This is a genomic window from Pseudomonas sp. NPDC086581 (assembly GCF_044746165.1).
In the GTDB taxonomy this organism is placed as follows: Bacteria; Pseudomonadota; Gammaproteobacteria; order Pseudomonadales; family Pseudomonadaceae; genus Pseudomonas.
In genome coordinates, this window is record NZ_JBIVBR010000008.1 from 101,131 (window position 1) to 123,014 (window position 21,884).

The following is a 21,884-nucleotide window of genomic DNA, read 5'->3' on the forward strand; positions in this document are numbered from 1 at the left end:
CCGTGATGATCCGCGCAAGGGAATGGGCTCTGGGGGCGCTGCTGCTGGCACCGTTGGCGGTGCAGGCGGGCGTGTATGACCTGACGATTGGCGAGGGCGAGCTGAAGCTGTCCGACGGCGCCCGCAAGGCGCTCACGGTGAATGGCCGCACGCCCGCGCCGGAGCTGCGCTTCAAGGAGGGCGAAGACGTCGAGTTGCGCGTCACCAACACCCTCGACCGCGACACCTCGCTGCACTGGCACGGGCTGATCCTGCCGTACACTCAGGACGGCGTGCCGGGCATCAGCTTCCCCGGCATCAAGCCCGGCGAGACCTTCACCTACCGCTTCACGGTGAAACAGTCCGGCACCTACTGGTACCACGCCCACAGCGACTTCCAGGAGATCGAGGGGCTCTACGGCCCGCTGGTGATCGAACCGAAGGCGCGCGAGCCGTACCGCTACGACCGCGAGTACACCCTGCTGCTGGCCGACTGGCACGACACCCGGCCGGAAACCGTGTTCGCCAACCTGAAGAAGCAGAGCGACTACTACAACCGCAACCAGCGCACCCTGGGCGACTTCATCGCCGACTCCAGCGCCAATGGCTTCATGGCGACCGTGCGCGACCGCCTGGACTGGGGTGGGATGCGCATGACGCCGACGGACATCGCCGACATCGCCGGCTTCCGTTTCCTGGTCAACGGCCAGGACAGCGAGCAGAACTGGACCGGCCTGTTCAAGCCAGGCGAGCGAGTGCGCCTGCGCATCATCAACGGCTCGGGCATGAGCTACTTCGACCTGCGCATTCCCGGCCTGAAGATGACCGTGGTGCAGGCCGACGGCAACGACGTGCAGCCGGTGACGGTGGACGAACTGCGCATCGCCGTGGCCGAGACCTACGACGTGATAGTCCAGCCGCAGGAAGACCGCGCCTACACCTTCTTCGCCGAAGCCATGGACCGCAGCGGCTACGCCCGCGCCACCCTGACCCCGCGCGCCGGGTTGCAGGCCGAGGTGCCGGCGCTGCGTGAACGGCCGCTGCTGACCATGGCCGACATGGGCATGAACCACGAGGGCATGGACCATGGCGGGATGGCGATGGCTGGACTTGAGGCCGCGGATATGTCCGGCATGGATCATTCCAGCATGGCCGGCATGGACCACTCGCAGATGGCCGGCATGGATCACTCGGCCATGGCTGCGCCGAAGTCCGACTACGCACCGGGCAGCGGGCTGACGCCGCAGCCGACCGAGCCGGGCAACCGCCTGCTGGTCTACGCGGACCTCAAGGCCATGCGCCCCTATGCCGACTACCGCGCGCCGGACCGTACCATCGAGTTCCGCCTGACCGGCAACATGGAGCGCTACTTCTGGTCCATCGACGGCAAGAAGTACTCCGAGGCCGATCCGATCCGCCTGACCTACGGCGAGCGAGTGCGCATCCGCTTCGTCAACGACACCATGATGACCCACCCCATGCACCTGCACGGCATGTGGATGCAGCTGGACAAGGGCAACGGCCGCTTCAACCCGCTCAAGCATGTGGTCAGCGTGGCGCCGGGCAGCACCCTGGACGTCGACGTGCCCGCCGATGCGCTGGGTGAATGGGCCTTCCACTGCCACCTGATCTACCACATGGCCGCCGGCATGATGCGCAAGGTCATAGTCGAGCCGGCTCCCGCCAGCGCCAGTCTCTGAGGAACCGCCATGAAACGCATAGCAACGGTGGCCTGCGCGGCGACCCTGAGCCTCGCCTTACCCGCTGAAAGTGCCGAGATGGATGACATGCCCATGGGCTCGCTGCTGATCCAGCGCCTGGAAAGCCGCTTCCACGGCAACGACCAGGCGCTGGGCTGGGAAGCCCAGGGCTGGTACGGCACCGACTACCAGAAGCTGCGCCTGAAGCTGGAAGGCGAGCGCGACGCCGGTGGCCCCACCACTGACAACGAAGTGCAGCTGCTCTACCAGCGCATGGTCGCGGACTTCTGGGACTGGCAGGTGGGCGTGCGCCACGACGACCAGCCGGGCCCGTCGCGAAGCTATGCGGTGCTCGGTATCCAGGGCCTGGCGCCGCAGTGGTTCGAGGTGGACGCCAACCTGTTCCTCAGCGAGCGAGGTGATCCGTCCCTGCGGCTGGAAACCGAGTACGAGCTGCTGCTGACCCAGCGGCTGATCCTTGAACCCTCGTTGGAATACAACCTGGCGCTGGCCGACGACCGCGACATCGGGGTGGGTGCCGGAGGCAGCGAACTGGAGGCGGGGCTGCGCCTGCGCTACGAAGTGCGTCGGGAGTTCGCGCCGTATTTCGGCTACGTCTGGAGCAAGACCTATGGCCGCAGCGGCGACCTCGCCCGCGCGGAGGGCGAGGACGATGAGGAAGGCTACTGGGTTGCGGGTGTGCGCATGTGGTTCTGACGCTTCGGCTGCTCTTGGTAGGAGCGAGCAAGCTCGTTCCTACAAGGGCCGGCGTCTCGGCATTCGGCTCGTCCGCCCATTGCTGAAAGGAATGGCGGATTTGTATACACTCGCCGCCTCGCGCCACCGTCCGCATCGCCGATCCAGCAGGTCATCCCTCATGCAGCATCCCGCCGAACACTCGCCCCTGGGCAAATCCAGCGAATACGTCTCCACCTACGCGCCGGAGCTGCTGTTCCCGATCTCCCGCACCACCAAGTGGGCGGAGCTGGGCCTGACCGCAGATACCCTGCAGTATCAGGGCGTGGACCTGTGGAACTGCTACGAGCTGTCCTGGCTGACCGCATCGGGCAAGCCGGTGGTGGCCATCGGCGAGTTCGCGATTCCGGCGCAGTCGCCGAACATCATCGAATCCAAGTCCTTCAAGCTCTACCTCAACTCGCTGAACCAGACCGCTTTCGACAGCGCCGAAGCCGTGTGCGTGGTGATGGAGCGCGATCTGTCCGCCGCCGCTGGCGCGCCGGTGAGCGTGCGTGTGCGTGGCCTGGATGAAGTGGCGAGCGAGGGCGTGGCCGTCATCGAAGGCACCTGCGTCGATGACCTGGACGTCGCGGTGGAGAGCTACGACCATCCGCGCCCGGAACTGCTGCGTTGTGACGACACCCGCCGCGTCGACGAAGTGCTCTACAGCCATCTGCTCAAATCCAACTGCCCGGTCACCGGCCAGCCGGACTGGGGCACGCTTGTCGTGGAGTACAGCGGTCCGGCGCTGGACCCCGCGAGCCTGCTGGCCTATGTCGTGTCGTTCCGCCAGCACCAGGATTTCCACGAGCAGTGCGTCGAACGCATCTACCTCGACCTCCAGCGCCTGCTGCAGCCGACCCGGCTGACCGTTTACGCGCGCTACGTGCGCCGTGGCGGTCTGGACATCAACCCCTACCGCAGCAGCGAGGCGGTGCAGCCCGACAATCGCCGGCTGGTGCGCCAGTAACTCTCAGCACGCCTGCAAAACGCGGATACGAAAAACCCGGCCGAAGCCGGGTTTTTCATGTCGGGAGCGTCTGTCAGGGGCAATCAGATCCCCATGTTCGCCAGGCTCTGCACGATGGAGCGCAGCGTGCCGGCCAGCGTCGGATGGCTCGCCTCGAAGCGCTCCACGGCCAGGTTGACGTTGTCCATCAGGGTCTCGTCGGCCAGCGCCTCTTCGTTGGCCAACTGCAATTCGATGTCCTTGATCAGGGCTTGCAGCGATTCGCGCTCATCCGCGTTCAGCGGCGGCTGGTGTTGCAGCTGGTCGCGCAGGGCCTGGAGCTCTTCCTGGAGGCGTTGTGTCGGCATGGTGGTGTCCTTCTGCGGTACGTACCCAAAGATGGACCTCGCCCGACGGGGAAAAGGTCCATCGCCATGCCTTTGAGCTTAACTCGCTGCGCGCACCCTTGCCTGATGCCGATCAATTCGCAGGAGGCGTTCTAGCAACGGGAAGAAGTGCTCCAGCTCCGGTGTGCGCATGGCCGGGTCCTTGCCCAGGTCATCCAGCCGGCGCAGGGTCAGCGCGTCCTGGGAGAAAGGCGCGTTGAGGAAGGCGCTGGAGCCGCGCTCATCGAACGGTCCACCCTGCAGCGCCAGGCTCTGCCGCGAAGCCCAGGACAGGCCGGCGTGGTAGGCAGGGTCGACCGCGCAGAGGTAGCGCTTGGCGGCCACGTGCAGGCGGATCGGCTGCCAGACGGATTCGGGCAGCAGCTCGCGCAGCAGGTTGGCGCCGAGCTCCTCGTGGCGCTGGTCCTTATCCTCGATCATCTGCGGGTCTTCATAGAGGTGGCCGATGTCGTGGAGCAGGGCGGCGATCACCAGGCTGTCGGAACAACCCGCGCGCTCGGCCAGGGTGGCGCACTGGAGTGCGTGCTCGGCCTGGCTGACAGCTTCGCCATAAGGCTCGGCGCCGTGGCTGGCGAAGCGCTCGGCCAGCTCGTCGAGGAAACGGTGGCGTGCGTGCTTCATGGCTTTTCTCCTTTCAGGCGGCGGCCGGCGATGTCCTGCAGGCAGGAATCCAGCTCGCCCAGATGATCGATGACCGAGTGCACGCCGAGGCGGTACAGGCCCAGCGTTGCCTGGGCGCGCAGGCGGTCGCGGTCGAGATTGCCGAGGGCGTCCCAGTCCCCCGGTGCGTGGCCGCAAAGGGGCCCGCTGGCGGCCAGGCCGATGGTCCACAGGCCGGCGTTGAGACCCGCCTGGAGCAGGCGCGGCTGGCCGCTGACCAGCACGCAGCCGTCCAGGTGCGGGCTGTCCAGCTGCATCAGCGCCTGCCAGCAGGAGTCCGGTGCAGGCCATTGGCGACCGGCGATGTCCAGGCCGGTGGCGAGGCGATCGTCCAGGGCAGCGGCCAGGTGCAGCGTGGTGGCGTTGGGCAGCTCATCGAGCCAGGCGCAGGGTACGCCGCGCTGGTGCAACGCCTGCAGGGCGTCCAGGGCGCCGGGAGTGGCCTCGGCGTGGGCCTGGGCGGCTTCGTCCAGGGCGGCCTGGAAGCGGTTGCGCTCCTGCGGCTCGGCGCAGCGGCCCAGGGCAAGGTCCAGCGCATCCTGCGGGGGTAGGGCGAGGGCGCTGGTCAGGCGTTCCGGCGGACAATCGGGGCAGGTGCGTTGCAGGGCAACCGGCAGCGTCCTTGCGCCAAAGTCCACCAGGTCGCCCGACAGTCCGAACAGCAGGGACGTGAAGCGCGGAAAGTCGGCGGTCGCAGGCATGGTGGGCTTTTCTGATAATTGGTCTAGGCCAGACTAGCGGGCCAATGTGACGGTCCGATGAAGTCCGCCGCCATGTCGCTATAATCGCCGCGCCTTTTTGCGGAAGACGCCCATGCCGGTCGAACCCACGCCTCATTACCTGCGCATCCGTGACCAGCTGGCGCAGGACATCGCCAATGCCACCCTGAGCCAGCGCCTGCCCGCCGAGCGCGAGTTGGCCGAGCGCTTCGGTTGCACCCGCGTGACCCTGCGCGAGGCGCTGCAGCAACTGGAGACCGAGGGCGTGCTGTACCGCGAGAACCGCCGCGGCTGGTTCGTCTCGCCGCCGCGCATCCGCTACAACCCGACTCGCACCACGGGCTTCATGGATTACGTCGAGGCCCAGGGCCGCGTGCCGCGTACCGAGGTCCTGGCTGCCGAGCGCCGCGCCGCCGGACCTGCACTGGCGCGCCGCATGGGGCTGGACGAAGAGGCCGGGGTATTCCACGTACTGCGCCGCCGCTGGGTTGACGAGCGGCCGGTGATGCTCGAGGAAATCACCCTGGATGCCAGCTGGTGTCCCGGCCTGCTCGATCACGGGTTGGATACCTCGCTCACCCGCGTGCTGCGCGAGGAGCTGGGATTGAGCTTGTCGCGCTCCGAGCTGGCCATGCACTCCACGGCGCTGGTGGAGGCGCGGGCGACGCCGCTGCAACTGACGCCGGGCTCGCCGGGGCTCTACGTGGAACGTGCCAGCTATATCGAGGACGGCCGGCTGGTGGAGTGGGACCAGGAGTTCTGGCGCTCCGATGCGTTGGAAATTGTCATCGACGCACGGTATCCCGACTGAAGTGGCACTATGCTTTCAACTGGAAGCAAGCGAAACGGCATCCAGCGCCCGTGAATCGAAATCCTGCGAGATCGGTCCGGGTCTGCAAAACCGTTGCGCCTCTATATAATCTGCCCGCATAGCGGGGCCGCCATGGCTGGCCCGATTCACATTCACTGGAGAATTCCCGATGCGCCCACTTGGCGTCCAATGGACGAAACGCTGCTTCAGCCTGCTCGCCGCCGCCGGCCTGGCCACCATCCCCTTCCTGGCGCAGGCTGCCAGCGAAGACGACCCGTGGGAAAGCATCAACCGTCCGATCTTCACCTTCAACGACACCCTGGACACCTACGCCCTCAAGCCGCTGGCCCAGGGTTACCAGTACGTCACCCCGAACGTCGTGCAGGATGGCGTGCACAACTTCTTCGGCAACATCGGTGACGTGAAGAACCTGGTCAACGACCTGCTGCAGTTGAAGTTCCGCGATGCCGGCGTCGACACCAGCCGCCTGCTGTTCAACACCACTTTCGGCCTGGCCGGTTTCATCGACGTGGCCACCCACATGGGCCTGCGCCGCAACGACGAAGACTTCGGCCAGACCCTCGGCCATTACGGCGTGGGCAGCGGCCCCTACGTGATGCTGCCGCTGCTCGGCCCGAGCACGCTGCGCGATGCGCCTTCGCTGATCCCGGACTCCTACACCGGACCGTATCCGTATATCGACAACGTGCCGGTTCGTAACAGCATGCGTGCCGTGGACGTGGTCGACACCCGTGCCGACCTGCTCAAGTCCGAGAAGCTGATCAGCGGTGACAAGTACACCTTCATCCGCAACGCCTACCTGCAGAACCGCGAGTTCAAGGTCAAGGACGGCGAAGTCGAAGACGACTTCTGATCGGCCCTGCGCGAATACCTTTCCTGTCCTCCAGCCCGCGCCATTCGTGGCGCGGGCGGTGCCTGCTTGAACCCTTGAGCGGATGGGAGTAGTGTCTGCGCCTTGTCGCGACCGACCCGCGCCGCTGTTCCCTAGAATGAGCGCCAAACCACAACCCCGGCGCCGTTTGCCTGGATGACCCATGCACAAAGCCAGTGCCTCGCTGCTGATTATCGATGACGACGACGTCGTCCGCGAAAGCCTCGCCGCCTACCTGGAAGACAGCGGATTCAAGGTCACACAGGCCACCAACGGCCTGGAAGGCCTGAAAGTCTTCGAGCACGAACTCCCCGATCTGGTGATCTGCGATCTGCGCATGCCGCAGATGGACGGCCTCGAGCTGATCCGTCGCGTCACCGAAATGGCGGTGGAAACCCCGGTGATCGTGCTCTCCGGTGCCGGCGTCATGAGCGACGCCGTCGAGGCCTTGCGCCTTGGCGCCGCCGACTACCTGATCAAGCCGCTGGAAGACCTCGCTGTCCTGGAGCATTCGGTACGCCGTGCCCTGGATCGCGCCTTCCTGCGCTCGGAAAACCGCCGCTACCGCGAGAAGCTGGAAACTGCAAACCGCGAGCTGCAGGCCAGCCTGAACCTGCTCCAGGAAGACCAGAACGCCGGTCGCCAGGTGCAGATGAACATGCTGCCGGAGACGCCCTGGGAATCAGAAGGCCTGGCCTTTTCCCACCAGATCATCCCATCGCTGTACCTGTCGGGTGACTTCGTCGATTACTTCCGCGTGGACGCGCGTCGCATCGGCTTCTACCTGGCCGACGTTTCCGGCCATGGCGCTTCGTCCGCCTTCGTCACCGTGCTGCTGAAGTTCATGACCACGCGGCTGCTGTATGAATCCAAGCGCAACGACATGTTGCCGGAATTCAAGCCGTCGGACGTTCTCGGTCATATCAACCGCGGGTTGATCAACTGCAACCTGGGCAAGCACGTGACCATGCTCGGTGGCGTGATCGACCTGGATACCGACCGCCTGACCTACAGCATCGGCGGCCACCTGCCGCTGCCTGTGCTTTATGTCGACGGCGAAGCCCGCTACCTGGAAGGCCGTGGTCTGCCGGTGGGGTTGTTCGACGAAGCGACCTACGAGGATCATGTCCTCGATCTTCCCAAGTCCTTCAGCCTTTCCCTGTTCTCGGACGGAATTCTCGACGTCCTTCCGGGAGCTACGCTTAAGGAAAAAGAGACGGCCCTGCCCGAGCAGGTCGTCGCCGCCGGCGGGACCCTGGATGGCCTGCGCCAAGTCTTCGGACTGGCCAAGTTGTCCGAGATGCCGGATGATATTGCCTTGCTGGTGTTGAGCAGGAACCTTGCATGAGTACCGGTAAAATCCAGTTCGCCGAGCAGGATGGCTCGTTTGTCCTGAAGTTCGTGGGCGAAGTCCGACTGACCCTGTGTTCGGCGCTGGATGCCACCATTGAAAAAATCTTCGCCGCGTTGAATTTCTCGGCGATTATCATCGATCTCACGGAAACCCAGAGTATCGACAGCACCACGCTGGGCCTCCTGGCGAAGCTGTCCATTCTCTCGCGGCAGAAGATCGGTCTGTTGCCCACGCTGGTCACCACCAACGCGGACATCACCCGGCTGCTGCAGTCGATGGGCTTCGACCAGGTGTTCAACATCGTTGATCGCCCCATTCCGTGCTCGGATTGCCTGACCGATCTGCCTCCCCAGGACCAGTCTGAGGATGTGGTGCGCGGCAAGGTGCTCGAAGCCCACCGTATCCTGATGGGACTGAATGAGACTAACCGCGAGGCCTTCCACGATCTGGTGAGCGCGCTCGAGCGCCACTGATTCGATGAGACCCAATGCAAACCGGCGCCCTGGGGCGCCGGTTTGCATTTGCTCGTCTACAGCTTACTGCCGCGATCAGCGGCCGGCGAGCAGTGCCTCGAGCCTCTCCTGGTCGCGGGCGAACAGGCGGATGCCTTCGGCCAGCTTCTCGGTGCCCATGGCGTCATCGTTCATCTGCCAACGGAAGGCACTCTCGTCCAGCACCTGGCGGGCTTCGCCGCCGCCCGGCTGCAGAGCGCGCGGCAGGTCGCCTTCGGCATCGGCCAGCTGTTGCAGCAGATCCGGGCTGATGGTCAGGCGGTCGCAGCCCGCGAGCTGCTCGATCTGTCCGAGGTTGCGGAAGCTGGCGCCCATCACCACGGTCTCGTAGCCGTTGGCCTTGTAGTAGCGATAAATACGCGAGACGGACTGCACGCCCGGATCTTCCGCACCCACGTATTCGCGGTTGTTGGCCTTCTTGTACCAGTCGTAGATGCGCCCGACGAAGGGCGAAATGAGGAACACGCCGGCGTCGGCGCAGGCAGCGGCCTGGGCGAAGGAGAACAGTAGGGTCAGGTTGGTCTGAATACCTTCGCGCTCCAGTTGCTCGGCGGCGCGGATGCCTTCCCAAGTGGAGGCGATCTTGATCAGCACTCGGTCGCGGCCGATGCCTTGCTGGTCGTAAAGCTCGATCAGGCGATGGGCGCGCTGCAGTGTGGCTTCGGTATCGAAGGACAGGCGCGCGTCCACTTCGGTGGAGATGCGCCCCGGAATCACTCCCAGGATGTCCTTGCCCACGGCGACGGCGAAGCGGTCGCAGGCGAGGCCTGCGTCACCATGCGCGCCTTCGGTGGCGCGGGCCAGGTGCTCGGTGTAGCGTGGCAGGGCCGCGGCCTTCAGCAGCAAAGACGGGTTGGTGGTGGCATCCACCGGCTTCAGGCGGGCTATGGCGTCGAAATCGCCGGTATCGGCGACAACCGTGGTGTACTGCTTGAGTTGTTCCAGCTTGGAGGTCATGGCGCGTCTTCCGTAGAGAGTGCATCGACCTTACCCGAGGCAGATGCGCCACTCAACGGGACTCAGTGACCGGCGAGAAGTTCTCCGGCCTGATCGAGCAGTCCGAGGGAATCTTTGGTCTTGTGAACGTCCACCGAGAGCAGCTGGCGGAAGCGGCGCGCGCCCGGGAATCCCTGGGCCAGTCCCAGGACATGGCGGGTCACGTGATGCATCGCGCCACCCTCGGCGATGTGCCGCTCGATGTAAGGACGCATCCGCGCCAGGGCCTCGGCGCGGGTGATGGCCGGTTCCTGGGAACCGTACAGCGCGGCATCCATCTGGGCCAGCAGATAGGGGTTGTGGTACGCCTCGCGGCCGAGCATTACGCCGTCGAACACCTGCAGGTGCTCGCGGCATTCCTCCAGGGTCTTGATGCCGCCGTTGAGGACGATCTCCAGCTCCGGAAAATCGCGCTTGAGCTGCGCGGCGATGTCGTAGCGCAGCGGCGGGATCTCGCGGTTTTCCTTGGGCGACAGGCCTTCGAGAATGGCGATGCGGGCGTGCACGGTGAAGCTGCGGCAGCCGGCGTCGCGCACCTGGCCAACGAAGTCGCAGAGCTCCTCGTAGCTGTCGCGGCCGTTGATGCCGATGCGGTGCTTGACCGTCACTGGGATCGACACCGCGTCGCGCATGGCCTTCACGCAATCCGCTACCAGCGCCGGATGAGCCATGAGGCAAGCGCCGATCATATTGTTCTGCACGCGATCGCTAGGGCAGCCGACGTTCAGGTTGACCTCGTCGTAGCCTGCTTCCTCCGCCAGCTTCGCCGCGGCCGCCAGGTCTGCGGGGTTGCTGCCGCCCAGTTGCAGAGCAAGCGGATGCTCGCACTCGTCGTGGCGCAGGAAGCGCGCGGTATCGCCGTGCAGTACGGCGCCGGTGGTGACCATTTCCGTATAAAGCAACGCGTGGCTGGAAAGTTGGCGCAGGAAGAACCGACAATGTCTGTCAGTCCAATCCATCATGGGTGCAACGCTGAACCGGCGGGAAGGCTCGGGATGGGAGGTGGCGGTCGGTGCGGCAGTGGTCATGGTTACGTCGAATCTGGCTTTGCAAGGGGCGCGAAACCGCTCGCGCCGACGGAAAGGGCAAAGATTTTACCGAGGTTGCCGGCGCAGCGCACGGAATCCGGCAGGCGGTCTGCCGACGGACTGACCTGACCTGGTCGGGCGGTCCGCTTCGTCGCAACTGCTACCCTCTGGGTTCCTGACAGAAGGATCTCACTCGATGAACCCCCTATTGCTGACGCTCCCGCTGATCCTGCTGGTCGCCTGTTCCTCGCCGAGCAAGCTGAAGGAGGACGCCCCGGCGTTGCGGCTGGAGAGCGGCAGGTCGCCTTCGGTCTACATGAGCTGCCTGCTGCCGAAATGGCAGGCCACGCGCCCTTCGGCGGCGGTGAAGGAAATTCGTCTTGGTTACCGGTTGCTGGTGCCAGTCGCCGCCGGCGATACCGCCGAGGTGCTGCTGGAAGCAACGGCGTCTGACAAGGGCAGCGATGTGGTGCTCTATCGCCGCGATGCTCCGAGCCCGGACGATGCGCTCACCCTGGCGGCGCGTAGCTGCCTGTAGCGACTCAAGCAGCGCCTCGTCTACCACTAAGGAACGATAGCCGCCGCATGCAGCAGGCGGCCTAATGGCTCTGACAAGAATAATCGGGCTCCCGGCAGCGCGCCCGCGCTGCGCAGCGGCAGGGCTCGCCAGAAGAGAGCTGTTGCCATGGATATCACGCGTCCGCGTATCGTCCTCATCCTTACCCTGCAGACTTGCGGCCTGGTGCTGCTGTTCATCGCCCAGGCGCTGGGCGGCTGGCCGTTGTCTGTGTGCCTGCTGCTTGCCGCGATACTGCTCTGGGGGCCGTGGTTCGTCCCCGAGCGGGCGGCGCCGGCCGGAGCGCTGGCGGTGTTGCCGGACGTCGCCGAGCTGACCCGCGAGTTGTCCCAGGGCACCAGCCGCAATGCGCTGTCCGCTGCCGGGGTGTCCTTCTCGGTGCAGCGACTGGTGGAGAAGCTGGAGTCCCAGGTGGTTGCCGCCGAGCAGATCGTCGGTAGCGCCGAGGTGATGATCCATACCGAACGGGCGACTTCGAACCTGGCGCGTCAGGCGAAGGAGGCTGCCACGCTTGCTCGCGCAGGCAGCGATAGCGGGCGCAGTGAGCTGCAGGCTGCCATCGAATGCATGCACCAGTTGAGCCAGCGCGCCAGTGCCAGCCGCGCATTGATCGAGACGCTGAACGCCCGCAGCGAAGATATTCAGCGCGTTACCCAGGTGATCCAGTCGATTGCCAGTCAGACCAACCTGCTGGCCCTCAACGCGGCCATTGAGGCGGCGCGGGCAGGGGAGCACGGCCGTGGCTTCGCCGTGGTGGCCGAGGAGGTTCGCGGGCTCGCCGGGCGTACTGCCGAGGCCACCGACGAGGTGGGGCAGATGATCGAGGATATCCAGTGCCAGACCGGCGAGGTGGTGGAGCAGATTCGCCAGCTCACCGACGACCTGGGCCTGGGCGTCAGCCAGGTGGAGAACACCGGCCGCCAGTTGCAGGATATCGCCCGGCTGGCCGCCACCGTGGAAACCCAGATCACCGAGATCGCCGAGGGTGCGGAGATCAACCGCAACCAGTTGGACAGTCTGTTCGCCGCTGTCGAGCAGGTGCGCGGCGACCTGCGCGCCAGCGATGAGCAGACCCACCGCCTGGCCGATGCCGCGATGCAGCTGGAAAGCCAGGCGGAGACCATCAGCGAGCGCCTCGCCGAGGTGGCGCTGGATGATTATCACCAGCGCGCCTACGACCTCGCCCGTGCCGGCGCCCAGGCCATCGGCGCGAAGTTCGAGACGGACGTGGAGAACGGCCGGATCGGCTTCGACGACCTGTTCGACCGCGATTACCAGCCGATGCCCGGCACCCGCCCGCAGAAGTTCCGCACGCGCTTCGACCGTTACACCGACGAGGTGCTACCGCGCATCCAGGAAGACCTGTTGCAACGCCATGAGGGATTGGTCTTCGCCATCGCCTGTACCGCCGAGGGTTATGTGCCGACGCACAACCAGGCGTTCAGCCATCCGCCAAGTGGCGACCTGCAGGTGGACATGCTCAAGAGCCGCAGCAAGCGCCTGTTCAACGACCGCACCGGGGTGCGCTGCGGCAGTCACAACCAGCCGATGCTGCTGCAGACCTACTGCCGCGATACTGGCGAGCTGATGCATGACCTTTCGGTGCCCATCTTTGTACGCGGTCGCCAGTGGGGTGGGCTGCGGCTGGGCTACCGTCCGGAAGTCTGAGCCCGGAGGTCCGTAGGAAAGCCATACCGTAGGAGAGAGCTGCAGTAGTAAAAAAAGCCGCGAAGGAGTTGGACGCGGCTTGGTGCGGGCGTCCGGGAGACGCTCGCGAAAGGGGCTCAGTGATGCCCGCAGAGGGCGTCGCGGCCATGCTCGCCGAGGATGTTGAACAGGATGTTCAGCACCACGGCCCAGATCGCGGTCATCGCGATGCCGCTGTGGGTGATCGGCTCCATCCACTGGGGCAGGGCGGCGAAGAAGTCCGGGCGCACCACCGGCACCATTCCCATGCCAATGCTCACCGCGACCAGCAGCTGGTTGCGGCGGTCGACGATGTCCGCTTCGTGGAGGATGCGAATGCCGCTGGCGGCGACCATGCCGAACATGGCGATACCGGCACCACCCAACACCGCCGGCGGGATCGAGGCGACCAGGAAGGCGGCCTTGGGCAGCAGCGACAGGGCGATCAGGAACAGTGCGGCGGCAGCGGTGACGTAGCGGCTGCGCACGCCGGTCATCTGTACCAGACCGATGTTCTGGGCGAACGAGGAGTGGGTGAAGGTGTTCATGAAGCCGGCGATGAACGAGGCGCTGGCATCGCAAAGCAGGCCGCGGCGCAGGCGGTTGGGGCAGATCTCGGTCTCGGTGATCTTGCCCAGTGCGAGGAACATGCCGGTGGACTCGACGAAGATGATCACCACCACCAGACACATTGACAGCACCGGCGCGAGGTGGAATTCCGGCGCGCCGAAATGCAGCGGGGTGACCACGTCGAACCACGGGCGCTGCTCGATGCCGTCCAGGCTGACCATGCCCATGCTGGCGCCGATGATGTAGCCCAGTAGCATGCCGATCAGTACCGAGACGTTGACCCAGAAGCCTTTCATGAAACGGTTGATCAGCAGGATCACCGCCAGCACGAAGGACGACAGGGCGAGGTATTCGATGGCGCCGAAGTTGGCGGCGGCCTTGCCGCCACCGGCCCAGTTGATCGCCACCGGGAACAGGCACATGCCGATGGAGGTGATCACGGTGCCGGTCACCAGCGGCGGGAAGAAGCGCACGATGCGGCTCATGAACGGCGCGATGACCATGCCGAAGAAACCCGCAGCGATGGTGGCACCGAAGATGCCGGTCATGCCCACGCCGGGCATCCCGGCCATGGCAACCATGCTGCCGACGGCGGCGAAACTGGCGCCCATCATCACCGGCATGCGGATACCCACCGGGCCGATGCCCAGCGATTGCACGAGCGTGGCGATGCCGGCGACCAGCAGGTCGGCGTTGATCAGGAAGGCGATTTCTTCGCGGGAGAGGCCGGCGGCCTGGCCGACGATCAGCGGGACGGCGACGGCGCCGCCGTACATCAGGAGAACGTGCTGGAAGCCGACCAGCAGCAGCTGCAGCAAGGGCAAACGCTGGTCGACGGGCGAGCCGGTATGGGAGCGCTCAGTTACCACGGACATGCAACACCTCGGTTTTTATTGTTGTCAGTCGCTGGTTGCCGGACGGGCACGACAACCGGGAAGTACTGGCCGATCTCACCCCCGGGGCCGAGCGGGTGAAGCGGTGCGGGACTTTATAAACGCGATGTGTATTACGTTCAATCGATTTTTGTATACAACTCATCGGTCACGTTTTGTCTCCGTGGTGCTGCATGGCTCTAGGCCGCGTGTTTCCTGGCTTCGATATTTCTGTAGCCATTGGTCGAGTGGACTACATTTTTTGTTTCAGTGCTCGCTCCTACAGATCCGGTATCGCACGGGCATAAAAAAACCGCACCCGAAGGTGCGGTTTCTCTGGCCGTGCCGCAGGCTCAATTAACCTGGGCGCCCCTGGAGATCCAGTCTCCGACGAGCTTGCGCTCTTCCGGGGTCATCTGGGTGATGTTACCCAGCGGCATCACCTGCGAGGCCACGGCCTGCGCCTGGATGCGCGGGGCGAGCTGCTGGATCTGCTGCGGGGTGTCGAACATCACGCCAGCCGGCGCAGTGCTGAACAGGTTGCTGGTCGGCTTGGCCGAGTGGCACACGGCGCAGCGTTCCTGGATGACGTGGTGGACCTTGTCGAATCCATCGGTCGAACCCGCGGCAGATGCCTGCGCCGGAGCAGCCTGAGCCTGCTGGGCGGCGGCAGCCTTGGCGGCTTCCTCGTCCTTGGCGCGCTCGGCCGGGGTCTTGCCGCCGATGGCAGTCTCCGGCAGCGGCTGGTACTCGACCTTCGCCGGCTGGGTGCTGGCAGTGTTGTCGTTGCTGGGGAAGTTCGGGCCGGTGACGAAGGCCAGGGCAATCATGCCGACGGCGCCGGCGGGCAGCGCCCAGGCCATGCCGTTGCCATTGTGGCGGGTGTTGAAGTAGTGACGCACGATCACCGCCAGCGCCGCGATGCAGGTCAGGATCAGCCAGTTGTAGTGGCTGCCGTAAGTGCTCGGGAAGTGGTTGCTGATCATGATGAACAGCACCGGCAGGGTGAAGTAGTTGTTGTGGCGCGAACGCAGCAGGCCTTTGGCCGGCAGCACCGGGTCGGGCTCGCGGCCTTCTTCGATGGCCTTAACCAGCGCGCGCTGGGCCGGCATGATCACGCGGAACACGTTGCCCACCATGATGGTGCCGATGATGGCGCCCACGTGCAGGTACGCACCGCGACCGCTGAACACCTGGCTGAGCAGGTAGGCGGCGAGGACAAGCAGGCCGAACAGGATGGCGCCCAGCAGGGCGGGTTTCTTGCCCAGCGGGGAGTCGCACAGGGTGCTGTAGACGAACCAGCCGGCGATCAGCGAGCCGATGCCGATGGCCACGGCGGCGGCCGGAGACAGGTCGCTGCCCGGGGCGATCAGGTACAGGGTCGGGTTCAGGTAGAACACGATGGTCAGCAGGCAGACACCCGACATCCAGGTGGAGTAGGCCTCCCATTTGAACCAGTGCAGGTTGTCCGGCATTTTCGGCGGGGCGAGCTTGTACTTCTCCAGGTGGTAGATGCCGCCACCATGGATCGCCCAGAGGTCACCGGAAAGCCCCTCGCGCGGGTTGGCGCGGTTGAGGTTGTTTTCCAGCCAGACGAAGTAGAACGAGGCGCCGATCCACGCGATACCCACGATCATGTGGATCCAGCGGACCAGCAGGTTCAGCCATTCGATGAGATGTGCTTCCACAGTTTTTTACCTCTTGCCCGGGCATCGCCGTCGCGCTGCGCGGGCCTCTCTTATTAGTTTGCTTGGGGGTCGAGGAGGAGCTGTTCGTCCTCGGTGAAGAAATGCTCGTCGCAGTTGTTGCCAGAACCGCTGCGATCGACCACCAGGAAGTCATCCCGCTTTTCGATCGTCAGCACCGGGTGGTGCCAGACGCCGCGGTGGTAATTGACGCCCTGCTTGCCGTTGGACAGGAAAGCGCGGACGAGACCCGATACAGGTACATCGCCAACTGGCGCGACCACGATCAGAAATTGATTGCCGAGCAGCGGAATGAACGCCTGGCTGCCCTGCGGGTGACGTTCCAGCATGCGGATGCGCAAGGGCATCTCCAGGGATTCGGCGCTGAAGATGCTGATGATCGCCTTGTCATCGGGCTGCGCCGTTTCGACGGTGGCGAGCTTGTGATATCGGCGAGTGGAGCCGTTGTTGATCATGAAGAAGTCACTGCCTTCGGTTTCGATGACATCACCGAACGGTGCGAAGGCTTCCTTGGTCAACGGCTCGATCTTCAGGGTACGCATGGCTGGTCTTCTTTTTCGTTGTTCGCATTGGCCCCTTCGCTGGGAAGGGGAGTGAAGGTCCGCTCGCTCAGAGCTGCTGCAGGCGGAACATCGCGATCTTGTTGATCTCCGCCAGGGCGGTCTGGAACTCCTGCTCCGGCGTGTTGTGGATGCGCTCTTCGAACGCGGCCAGGATCTGGTGGCGGTTACTGCCCTTCACCGCCTTGATGAAGGGGAAGCCGAACTTGGCCTTGTAGGCGTCGTTGAGTTCGGTGAAGCGGGCAAATTCTTCGGCCGTGCAGTCCTGGATGCCGGCGCCGGCCTGTTCGGCGGTGCTGGAGGCGGTCAGCTCGCCACGGACGGCGGCCTTGCCGGCCAGGTCCGGGTGCGCATTGATCAGTGCCAGCTGGGCTTCATGGCTGGCGGACAAGAGAATGTCGGCCATGCGCTGCTGCAGCAGTTCGATGTCGTTCAGGCTGTCGTCGACGCCCAGGTCGTAGGCTTGCTCGGCGACCCACGGGGAGTGTTCGTAGATATCGGCGAAGGCGGAAACGAAAGCCGCGCGGTCGAGGCTGGCCGGGGTCAGGGTCTGGAAGCGGCTCATGCCTTGTTCTCCTGCGCTTTGAACGGGTGGTTCTCGTGCCAGTGCTTGGCGATGTCGACGCGGCGGGTGATCCACACCTTCTCGTGACCCTTAACGTACTGGATGAAACGCTCCAGCGAGGCCATACGCGCCGGACGGCCGAGCAGGCGGCAGTGCATGCCGATGGACAGCATCTTCGGTGCGCCCTCGGCACCTTCGGCGTAGAGCACGTCGAAGGCGTCTTTCAGGTATTCGAAGAAGTCGTCGCCCTTGTTGAAGCCCTGCACCTGAGTGAAGCGCATGTCGTTGGTGTCCAGGGTATAGGGGATCACCAGGTGCGGCTTCTCGGCGGTGCTGGCCGGGTCCCAGTAGGGCAGGTCGTCGTCGTAGGTGTCGGAGTCGTAGAGGAAGTTGCCGTCTTCGCGGACGATGCGCCGGGTGTTCGGGCCCAGGCGGCCGGTGTACCAGCCCTGCGGGCGTTGGCCGGTCAGTTCGGTGAGGATGCGCACGGCCTCGAACATGTGCTCGCGCTCCTGTGCTTCGTCCATGTACTGGTAGTCGATCCAGCGGTAGCCGTGGCTGCAGATCTCGTGGCCGTCGGCGACCATCTGGCGGATCGCCTCGGGATGGCGCTGGGCGGCCATGGCCACGGCGAACACGGTCAGCGGCAGGTCGTACTTCTTGAACAGCTTGAGCAGGCGCCAAACGCCGGCACGGCTGCCGTATTCGTAGAGCGATTCCATGCACATGTTGCGCTCGCCCTTCAGCGGCTGGGCGGCAACCATTTCGGAGAGGAAGGCTTCGGATTCGGCGTCGCCGTGCAGGATGTTGCGTTCGCCGCCTTCTTCATAGTTGAGGACGAAGGACAGGGCGATGCGCGCATCGTTCGGCCAGTGCGGATGGGGGATGTTGTTGCCGTAACCGATCAGGTCGCGTGGGTAGTCAGCGCTCACTGCAGTGTTCCTTCTTGTGGTTGGCGGTCGGCGCCGGGTCGGTGGACTGTGCGCTGCCGTTGATGGGTGCATTGTATACAAAATGTGGAGCGGTCTGTAAATACAATCTGCGCAACGGTCGTTTGATTCTGTTCATCAGTGCTCGAAGGACTCCGGATGCCTCTTCTGCCCTGCTGTGACGCGGGCTCAGATGGTATTTCGAGCACTCCTGTTGCAGGCAGCGGGACGACGCGGTGGGGCATTTTTGGCAGATTGAATCAGTTTTTTGTATACAATAAGTGGAATCGCTGGGTATATTCGCTTCACCAAACGCACCCGCGGGCCGCTTTGATGGCGGCCCGCTATTTCGTATCAACAAGACAGAGGAGGAAGGTGTCGGCCGGCCTCGCCGCAGGACACCGATAAGCCCATGGGACGCCTGACCACTCACGTACTGGATTCCGCCCACGGCTGCCCCGGCCATGGCATCAAGATCGAGCTGTTCCGCGTCGAAGGCCAGCAGCTGGAGCTGATCGCGACCCGCGTGACCAACGACGATGGCCGTTGCGACGAGCCGCTGCTGCAGGGCGAGGACTTCCGCGCCGGCGTCTACCAGCTGCTGTTCAATGCCGGCGACTACTACCGTGCCCGTGGCGTCGAGCTGCCCCAGCCAGCCTTCCTCGACCAGGTTGTGCTGCGCTTCGGCATCGCCTCGGAAAGCGACCATTACCATGTGCCGCTGCTGATCTCCCCCTACAGCTATTCCACCTATCGCGGCAGTTAGTTCCCGCCCGTAGGTCTTCCCCCGGACTCTTCGTGGAGTCTTCCTCAGCCCGCCCACACTGCGGGCTTTTTTTTGCCTGTCGTTTGTGTAGGTCTCCCTGGCTTGGCAGATGGCATCGGGGGCGTGATGCGGGCCGCCTGATCAACGCCGGACCGGCCCTGCTGCGCGGTACTTGCCCGTGCCAGTGCTCGATCTCCCGCGCCGAGATGGCCCTGTTAGGCAGCGCTCACCAGCCCATATGACCGCTGGAAAGCAGAAGGCCCCGGCAATTGCCGGGGCCTTCTGCATCACGAGGGGAGAGATTCAGAGGAAGATGAACTTGGCCACGAATATCGCGCACAGCGCATAAAGGCTGATGGTCACGTCCTTGTGGCGGCCGGTGAAGACCTTCATCGCCACATAGGTCACGAAGCCCAGGGCGATGCCGTCGGCGACCGAGAAGGTCAACGGCATCATGATCACGGTGACGATGGCCGGGATGGTCTCGGTGTGTTCGTTCCAGTCGATATGGGCCATGCCGCCCATCATCAGCATAGCGACGTAGATCAGCGCGCCGGCGGTGGCGTAGGCGGGGATCATGCCGGCCAGCGGGGCGAAGAACATCGCGGCTACAAACAGCACGCCCACCACCACCGCGGTGAGGCCGGTGCGGCCACCGGCGGCGACGCCCGCGGCGCTTTCCACGTAGCTGGTCACCGGCGGCACGCCGAGCACCGCGCCGAAGGCGCTGGAGGTGCTGTCGGCCTTCATGGCTTTCGACAGGTTCTCGATGCGACCGTCTTCACGCACCAGGTGCGCGCGCTGGGCGACGCCCATCAGGGTGCCGGCGGTGTCGAACATGTGCACGAACAGGAAGGCCAGGATCACGCTGATCATGGTCACGTTGAACGCGCCGGAAATATCCATCGCCATGAAGGTCGGCGCCAGGCTCGGTGGCATCGAGAACACGCCGCCGAACTGGACGATGCCCAGCGCGATACCGGCTACGGTCACGGTGAGGATGCTGATCAGAATGCCGCCGAACACGCGGCGGTATTCCAGTACCGCGATCATCAGGAAACAGATGGCGGCGAGCAGCGGGCCCGGGCTGGTCAGGTCGCCCAGGTGGACCAAGGTGGCGGGGCTGGCGACCACGATACCGGCGGTCTTCAGACCGATCAGCCCAAGGAACAGGCCGACGCCGGCGCCCATGGCGAAGCGCAGGCTGACCGGGATGCTGTTGAGCAGCCATTCGCGGATGCGCGAGAAAGTCAGGATCATGAAGGCGATGCCGGAGATGAATACCGCGCCCAGCGCGATCTCCCAGCTGTAGTTCATGGTCTTGACCACGGTGTAAGTGAAGAAGGCGTTGAGGCCCATGCCCGGCGCCAGGCCCACGGGCCAGTTGGCATAGAGGCCCATCAAGAAGCAACCGAGCGCCGCGGCAAGGCAAGTCGCGACGAAGGCGGCGCCGTGGTCGATGCCGGCGTCGGCCATGATGTTGGGGTTGACGAAGATGATGTACGCCATGGTGATGAAGGTCGTGAGACCTGCGGCGAGTTCGGTCTTCACGGTGGTGCCGTGCTGGCTGAGCTTGAACAGGCGTTCGAGCAGGCCGGTGGCAGGCGGGCTGGTTGCAAAGGCTTGTTGTTCTTGTTTGGTGCTTTCCACAGCGGTACTCCTCAACGCTCTTGTTGTTGGTCCCTTGCCGTCGGCTGGTTCACCTGCGTCCCTTGCGCTAACGGAAAGAGTTGTGAGGGTGTGAATGTTGACCTTTGGGTCAGGAAGTCACGCCGCGATTATGCAGTTGTGTACAAAAAGTTCAAATAATGTTTAGTGTCTGGCGGAAAGATTTTTACAAGCAAAGCATCGGAATGGTCGCACGCTGACCTTCGCCAAGATCCTGCGCCGCGCGGCATTGGAGCGGATTGGGAGTCGCTCGCGACGGCTGCACGATAGTGGCCACTTTGTGTACACTGTGCCCCATGCCTGGCCCGCGGCCAGCTTCACTCACGCCCCCACGGATTTCGCGCCGGTTCAACCCGGCTGAGCAGGGTTCGACTCCGATGACCGACCAGTTGCAACAGATCAGGAAGCAGCCGCGCAATGGCAAGGCGCGCAGCGGCACTCAGGACGAGATCGTCTACGCGCACATCTTCGACGCCATCCTCGAACAGCGCCTGGCGCCCGGCACCAAGCTGAGCGAAGAGGCCCTCGGTGAAATCTTCGGCGTCAGCCGCACCATCATCCGTCGCGCCCTGTCGCGCCTGGCCCACGAGCAGGTCGTGCTGCTGCGTCCGAACCGTGGCGCCGTGGTGGCCAGCCCGAGCATCGACGAAGCCCGGCAGATTCTCTTCGCCCGCCGCACCGTCGAGCGCGCGATCACCGAACTGGCCGTGGACAATGCCAGCAGCGATACCCTCGCTGAGCTGCGCGACATGGTGAAACAGGAGCAATCCAGCTTCGCCCGCGGCGACCGCGGCGCCGGCATCCGCCTCTCCGGCGAATTCCACCTCAAGCTCGCCGAGATGGCCAAGAACGCGCCGCTGGTGGTGTTTCAGCGCAGCCTGGTGTCGCAGACCTCACTGATCATCGCCCAGTACGAAAGTGGCGGCCGCTCGCACTGCTCGTTCGACGAGCACAACGAAATCCTCGATGCCATCGAGAAAGGCGACAAAGAAAAGGCCGTGACCCTGATGATGCACCACATGGCGCACATCGACGACAAACTGAACCTGGACGTGGACGGAGCCTCCGGCGACCTGCACGCGGTGTTCTCGCATCTGCTGGCCGGCAAGAAGAAGCCGCGCCGCAGCAAGGCCGACGCCGACTCGGCGGCCTGATCGCCGAGCCAGAAAAAAAGCCCCGCGGATGCGGGGCTTTTTTGTTGGAGCAAGAACCGCTTCTCGTCTTCGTACTGGCACTGCGC

Annotated in this window: 22 protein-coding genes; 11 read left to right on the forward strand and 11 right to left on the reverse strand. The window is 64.5% G+C overall.

Translation table 11 applies throughout. From position 1 onward, the window contains the following. Positions 1 to 5: 5 nt before the first annotated feature. The 3 genes from ACIPK7_RS17190 (at position 6) to queF (ending at position 3,387) form a co-directional block, all read left to right on the forward strand. Positions 6 to 1,679 (forward strand): copper resistance system multicopper oxidase, encoded by a 1,674-nt coding sequence (locus tag ACIPK7_RS17190; RefSeq protein ID WP_401089101.1) that lies wholly within the window; start codon positions 6 to 8, stop codon positions 1,677 to 1,679. Positions 1,680 to 1,688: 9 nt separating this feature from the next. Continuing rightward, a complete protein-coding gene (locus tag ACIPK7_RS17195; protein WP_401089103.1) occupies positions 1,689 to 2,396 on the forward strand; it encodes a copper resistance protein B in 708 nt (235 codons plus the stop codon). 160 nt (positions 2,397 to 2,556) lie between these two features. Beyond that, on the forward strand, positions 2,557 to 3,387 hold the full coding sequence (gene queF / locus ACIPK7_RS17200) for an NADPH-dependent 7-cyano-7-deazaguanine reductase QueF (RefSeq protein WP_401089105.1): 831 nt from the start codon (positions 2,557 to 2,559) through the stop codon (positions 3,385 to 3,387). 83 nt (positions 3,388 to 3,470) lie between these two features. On the opposite strand, the gene ACIPK7_RS17205 is transcribed toward queF, so the two are convergent. The 3 genes from ACIPK7_RS17205 to ACIPK7_RS17215 form a co-directional block, all read right to left on the reverse strand. Further along, the gene (locus ACIPK7_RS17205; RefSeq protein WP_192432886.1) at positions 3,471 to 3,734 is read right to left on the reverse strand and encodes a DUF4404 family protein; all 264 of its coding nucleotides are present in this window, start codon (positions 3,732 to 3,734) and stop codon (positions 3,471 to 3,473) included. A gap of 78 nt (positions 3,735 to 3,812) precedes the next feature. Further along, the gene (locus tag ACIPK7_RS17210; RefSeq protein ID WP_401089107.1) at positions 3,813 to 4,394 is read right to left on the reverse strand and encodes a phosphonate degradation HD-domain oxygenase; all 582 of its coding nucleotides are present in this window, start codon (positions 4,392 to 4,394) and stop codon (positions 3,813 to 3,815) included. Then, positions 4,391 to 5,134, reverse strand: a complete 744-nt coding sequence (locus ACIPK7_RS17215; protein ID WP_401089109.1) for an HAD family phosphatase — start codon at positions 5,132 to 5,134, stop codon at positions 4,391 to 4,393. Before ACIPK7_RS17215 ends, ACIPK7_RS17210 begins: the two co-directional genes overlap by 4 nt. Before the next feature lie 112 nt (positions 5,135 to 5,246). On the opposite strand from ACIPK7_RS17215, the gene ACIPK7_RS17220 reads away from it, so the two are divergent. The 4 genes from ACIPK7_RS17220 to rssC all read left to right on the forward strand — a co-directional run bounded on the left by ACIPK7_RS17220 (position 5,247) and on the right by rssC (position 8,682). After that, entirely contained in the window at positions 5,247 to 5,963 is a 717-nt protein-coding gene (locus tag ACIPK7_RS17220; RefSeq protein ID WP_401089111.1) for a UTRA domain-containing protein, read from the forward strand. 169 nt (positions 5,964 to 6,132) lie between these two features. Then, complete coding sequence (locus tag ACIPK7_RS17225; RefSeq protein WP_081518597.1) at positions 6,133 to 6,837, forward strand: VacJ family lipoprotein; 705 nt, start codon at positions 6,133 to 6,135, stop codon at positions 6,835 to 6,837. 181 nt (positions 6,838 to 7,018) lie between these two features. Continuing rightward, positions 7,019 to 8,203, forward strand: a complete 1,185-nt coding sequence (gene rssB, locus ACIPK7_RS17230) for a two-component system response regulator RssB (protein ID WP_192432890.1) — start codon at positions 7,019 to 7,021, stop codon at positions 8,201 to 8,203. Further along, positions 8,200 to 8,682, forward strand: a complete 483-nt coding sequence (gene rssC / locus ACIPK7_RS17235; protein WP_192432891.1) for an anti-sigma factor antagonist RssC — start codon at positions 8,200 to 8,202, stop codon at positions 8,680 to 8,682. Before rssB ends, rssC begins: the two co-directional genes overlap by 4 nt. 75 nt (positions 8,683 to 8,757) lie before the next feature. On the opposite strand, the gene tal is transcribed toward rssC, so the two are convergent. Both tal and dusA read right to left on the reverse strand, forming a co-directional pair. Continuing rightward, complete coding sequence (gene tal, locus ACIPK7_RS17240; protein ID WP_401089114.1) at positions 8,758 to 9,678, reverse strand: transaldolase; 921 nt, start codon at positions 9,676 to 9,678, stop codon at positions 8,758 to 8,760. A gap of 62 nt (positions 9,679 to 9,740) precedes the next feature. Further along, a complete protein-coding gene (gene dusA / locus ACIPK7_RS17245) occupies positions 9,741 to 10,745 on the reverse strand; it encodes a tRNA dihydrouridine(20/20a) synthase DusA (RefSeq protein ID WP_401089116.1) in 1,005 nt (334 codons plus the stop codon). A gap of 196 nt (positions 10,746 to 10,941) precedes the next feature. On the opposite strand from dusA, the gene ACIPK7_RS17250 reads away from it, so the two are divergent. Continuing rightward, the gene (locus tag ACIPK7_RS17250) at positions 10,942 to 11,283 is read left to right on the forward strand and encodes a hypothetical protein (protein WP_401089118.1); all 342 of its coding nucleotides are present in this window, start codon (positions 10,942 to 10,944) and stop codon (positions 11,281 to 11,283) included. Between the two features lie 489 nt (positions 11,284 to 11,772). Further along, a complete protein-coding gene (locus ACIPK7_RS17255) occupies positions 11,773 to 12,990 on the forward strand; it encodes a methyl-accepting chemotaxis protein (protein WP_401089384.1) in 1,218 nt (405 codons plus the stop codon). A 116-nt stretch (positions 12,991 to 13,106) separates the two neighbouring features. Here the strand turns inward: ACIPK7_RS17255 and ACIPK7_RS17260 are convergent, their stop codons facing one another. From ACIPK7_RS17260 to puuE, 5 genes are all read right to left on the reverse strand, one after another. Further along, positions 13,107 to 14,453 (reverse strand): nucleobase:cation symporter-2 family protein, encoded by a 1,347-nt coding sequence (locus ACIPK7_RS17260; RefSeq protein ID WP_401089120.1) that lies wholly within the window; start codon positions 14,451 to 14,453, stop codon positions 13,107 to 13,109. Positions 14,454 to 14,803: 350 nt separating this feature from the next. Beyond that, the gene (locus tag ACIPK7_RS17265; protein WP_401089122.1) at positions 14,804 to 16,138 is read right to left on the reverse strand and encodes a urate hydroxylase PuuD; all 1,335 of its coding nucleotides are present in this window, start codon (positions 16,136 to 16,138) and stop codon (positions 14,804 to 14,806) included. 53 nt (positions 16,139 to 16,191) lie between these two features. Then, positions 16,192 to 16,698 carry an ureidoglycolate lyase gene (locus ACIPK7_RS17270; RefSeq protein WP_192432898.1) on the reverse strand — a complete coding sequence of 169 codons (507 nt, stop codon included), beginning with the start codon at positions 16,696 to 16,698 and terminating at the stop codon, positions 16,192 to 16,194. Positions 16,699 to 16,765: 67 nt separating this feature from the next. Beyond that, positions 16,766 to 17,281 (reverse strand): 2-oxo-4-hydroxy-4-carboxy-5-ureidoimidazoline decarboxylase, encoded by a 516-nt coding sequence (uraD, locus tag ACIPK7_RS17275; protein ID WP_192432899.1) that lies wholly within the window; start codon positions 17,279 to 17,281, stop codon positions 16,766 to 16,768. After that, positions 17,278 to 18,213 carry an allantoinase PuuE gene (gene puuE / locus ACIPK7_RS17280; RefSeq protein WP_024763898.1) on the reverse strand — a complete coding sequence of 312 codons (936 nt, stop codon included), beginning with the start codon at positions 18,211 to 18,213 and terminating at the stop codon, positions 17,278 to 17,280. The genes uraD and puuE overlap by 4 nt, the downstream gene beginning before the upstream one ends. A gap of 409 nt (positions 18,214 to 18,622) precedes the next feature. Here puuE and uraH point away from each other — a divergent pair, with 409 nt between their 5' ends. Next, positions 18,623 to 18,976 (forward strand): hydroxyisourate hydrolase, encoded by a 354-nt coding sequence (gene uraH / locus ACIPK7_RS17285; protein WP_024763899.1) that lies wholly within the window; start codon positions 18,623 to 18,625, stop codon positions 18,974 to 18,976. Positions 18,977 to 19,279: 303 nt separating this feature from the next. Here uraH and ACIPK7_RS17290 read toward each other — a convergent pair whose 3' ends face one another. Next, positions 19,280 to 20,626: an NCS2 family permease gene (locus ACIPK7_RS17290; protein ID WP_151187671.1), complete on the reverse strand. Its 1,347-nt coding sequence runs from the start codon at positions 20,624 to 20,626 to the stop codon at positions 19,280 to 19,282. A gap of 395 nt (positions 20,627 to 21,021) precedes the next feature. Here ACIPK7_RS17290 and ACIPK7_RS17295 point away from each other — a divergent pair, with 395 nt between their 5' ends. Then, complete coding sequence (locus ACIPK7_RS17295; RefSeq protein ID WP_017517526.1) at positions 21,022 to 21,798, forward strand: GntR family transcriptional regulator; 777 nt, start codon at positions 21,022 to 21,024, stop codon at positions 21,796 to 21,798. The last annotated feature ends 86 nt before the right edge of the window (positions 21,799 to 21,884 follow it).

Excerpts from the sequence above, each read along its gene's own strand:
- ACIPK7_RS17190 (WP_401089101.1), top strand. The coding sequence starts at position 6 with ATGATCCGCGCAAGGGAATGGGCTCTGGGGGCGCTGCTGCTGGCACCG.
- ACIPK7_RS17195 (WP_401089103.1), top strand. The coding sequence starts at position 1,689 with ATGAAACGCATAGCAACGGTGGCCTGCGCGGCGACCCTGAGCCTCGCC.
- queF (WP_401089105.1), top strand. The coding sequence starts at position 2,557 with ATGCAGCATCCCGCCGAACACTCGCCCCTGGGCAAATCCAGCGAATAC.
- ACIPK7_RS17205 (WP_192432886.1), bottom strand. The coding sequence starts at position 3,734 with ATGCCGACACAACGCCTCCAGGAAGAGCTCCAGGCCCTGCGCGACCAG.
- ACIPK7_RS17210 (WP_401089107.1), bottom strand. The coding sequence starts at position 4,394 with ATGAAGCACGCACGCCACCGTTTCCTCGACGAGCTGGCCGAGCGCTTC.
- ACIPK7_RS17215 (WP_401089109.1), bottom strand. The coding sequence starts at position 5,134 with ATGCCTGCGACCGCCGACTTTCCGCGCTTCACGTCCCTGCTGTTCGGA.
- ACIPK7_RS17220 (WP_401089111.1), top strand. The coding sequence starts at position 5,247 with ATGCCGGTCGAACCCACGCCTCATTACCTGCGCATCCGTGACCAGCTG.
- ACIPK7_RS17225 (WP_081518597.1), top strand. The coding sequence starts at position 6,133 with ATGCGCCCACTTGGCGTCCAATGGACGAAACGCTGCTTCAGCCTGCTC.
- rssB (WP_192432890.1), top strand. The coding sequence starts at position 7,019 with ATGCACAAAGCCAGTGCCTCGCTGCTGATTATCGATGACGACGACGTC.
- rssC (WP_192432891.1), top strand. The coding sequence starts at position 8,200 with ATGAGTACCGGTAAAATCCAGTTCGCCGAGCAGGATGGCTCGTTTGTC.
- tal (WP_401089114.1), bottom strand. The coding sequence starts at position 9,678 with ATGACCTCCAAGCTGGAACAACTCAAGCAGTACACCACGGTTGTCGCC.
- dusA (WP_401089116.1), bottom strand. The coding sequence starts at position 10,745 with ATGACCACTGCCGCACCGACCGCCACCTCCCATCCCGAGCCTTCCCGC.
- ACIPK7_RS17250 (WP_401089118.1), top strand. The coding sequence starts at position 10,942 with ATGAACCCCCTATTGCTGACGCTCCCGCTGATCCTGCTGGTCGCCTGT.
- ACIPK7_RS17255 (WP_401089384.1), top strand. The coding sequence starts at position 11,773 with ATGATCCATACCGAACGGGCGACTTCGAACCTGGCGCGTCAGGCGAAG.
- ACIPK7_RS17260 (WP_401089120.1), bottom strand. The coding sequence starts at position 14,453 with ATGTCCGTGGTAACTGAGCGCTCCCATACCGGCTCGCCCGTCGACCAG.
- ACIPK7_RS17270 (WP_192432898.1), bottom strand. The coding sequence starts at position 16,698 with ATGCGTACCCTGAAGATCGAGCCGTTGACCAAGGAAGCCTTCGCACCG.
- uraD (WP_192432899.1), bottom strand. The coding sequence starts at position 17,281 with ATGAGCCGCTTCCAGACCCTGACCCCGGCCAGCCTCGACCGCGCGGCT.
- uraH (WP_024763899.1), top strand. The coding sequence starts at position 18,623 with ATGGGACGCCTGACCACTCACGTACTGGATTCCGCCCACGGCTGCCCC.
- ACIPK7_RS17295 (WP_017517526.1), top strand. The coding sequence starts at position 21,022 with ATGACCGACCAGTTGCAACAGATCAGGAAGCAGCCGCGCAATGGCAAG.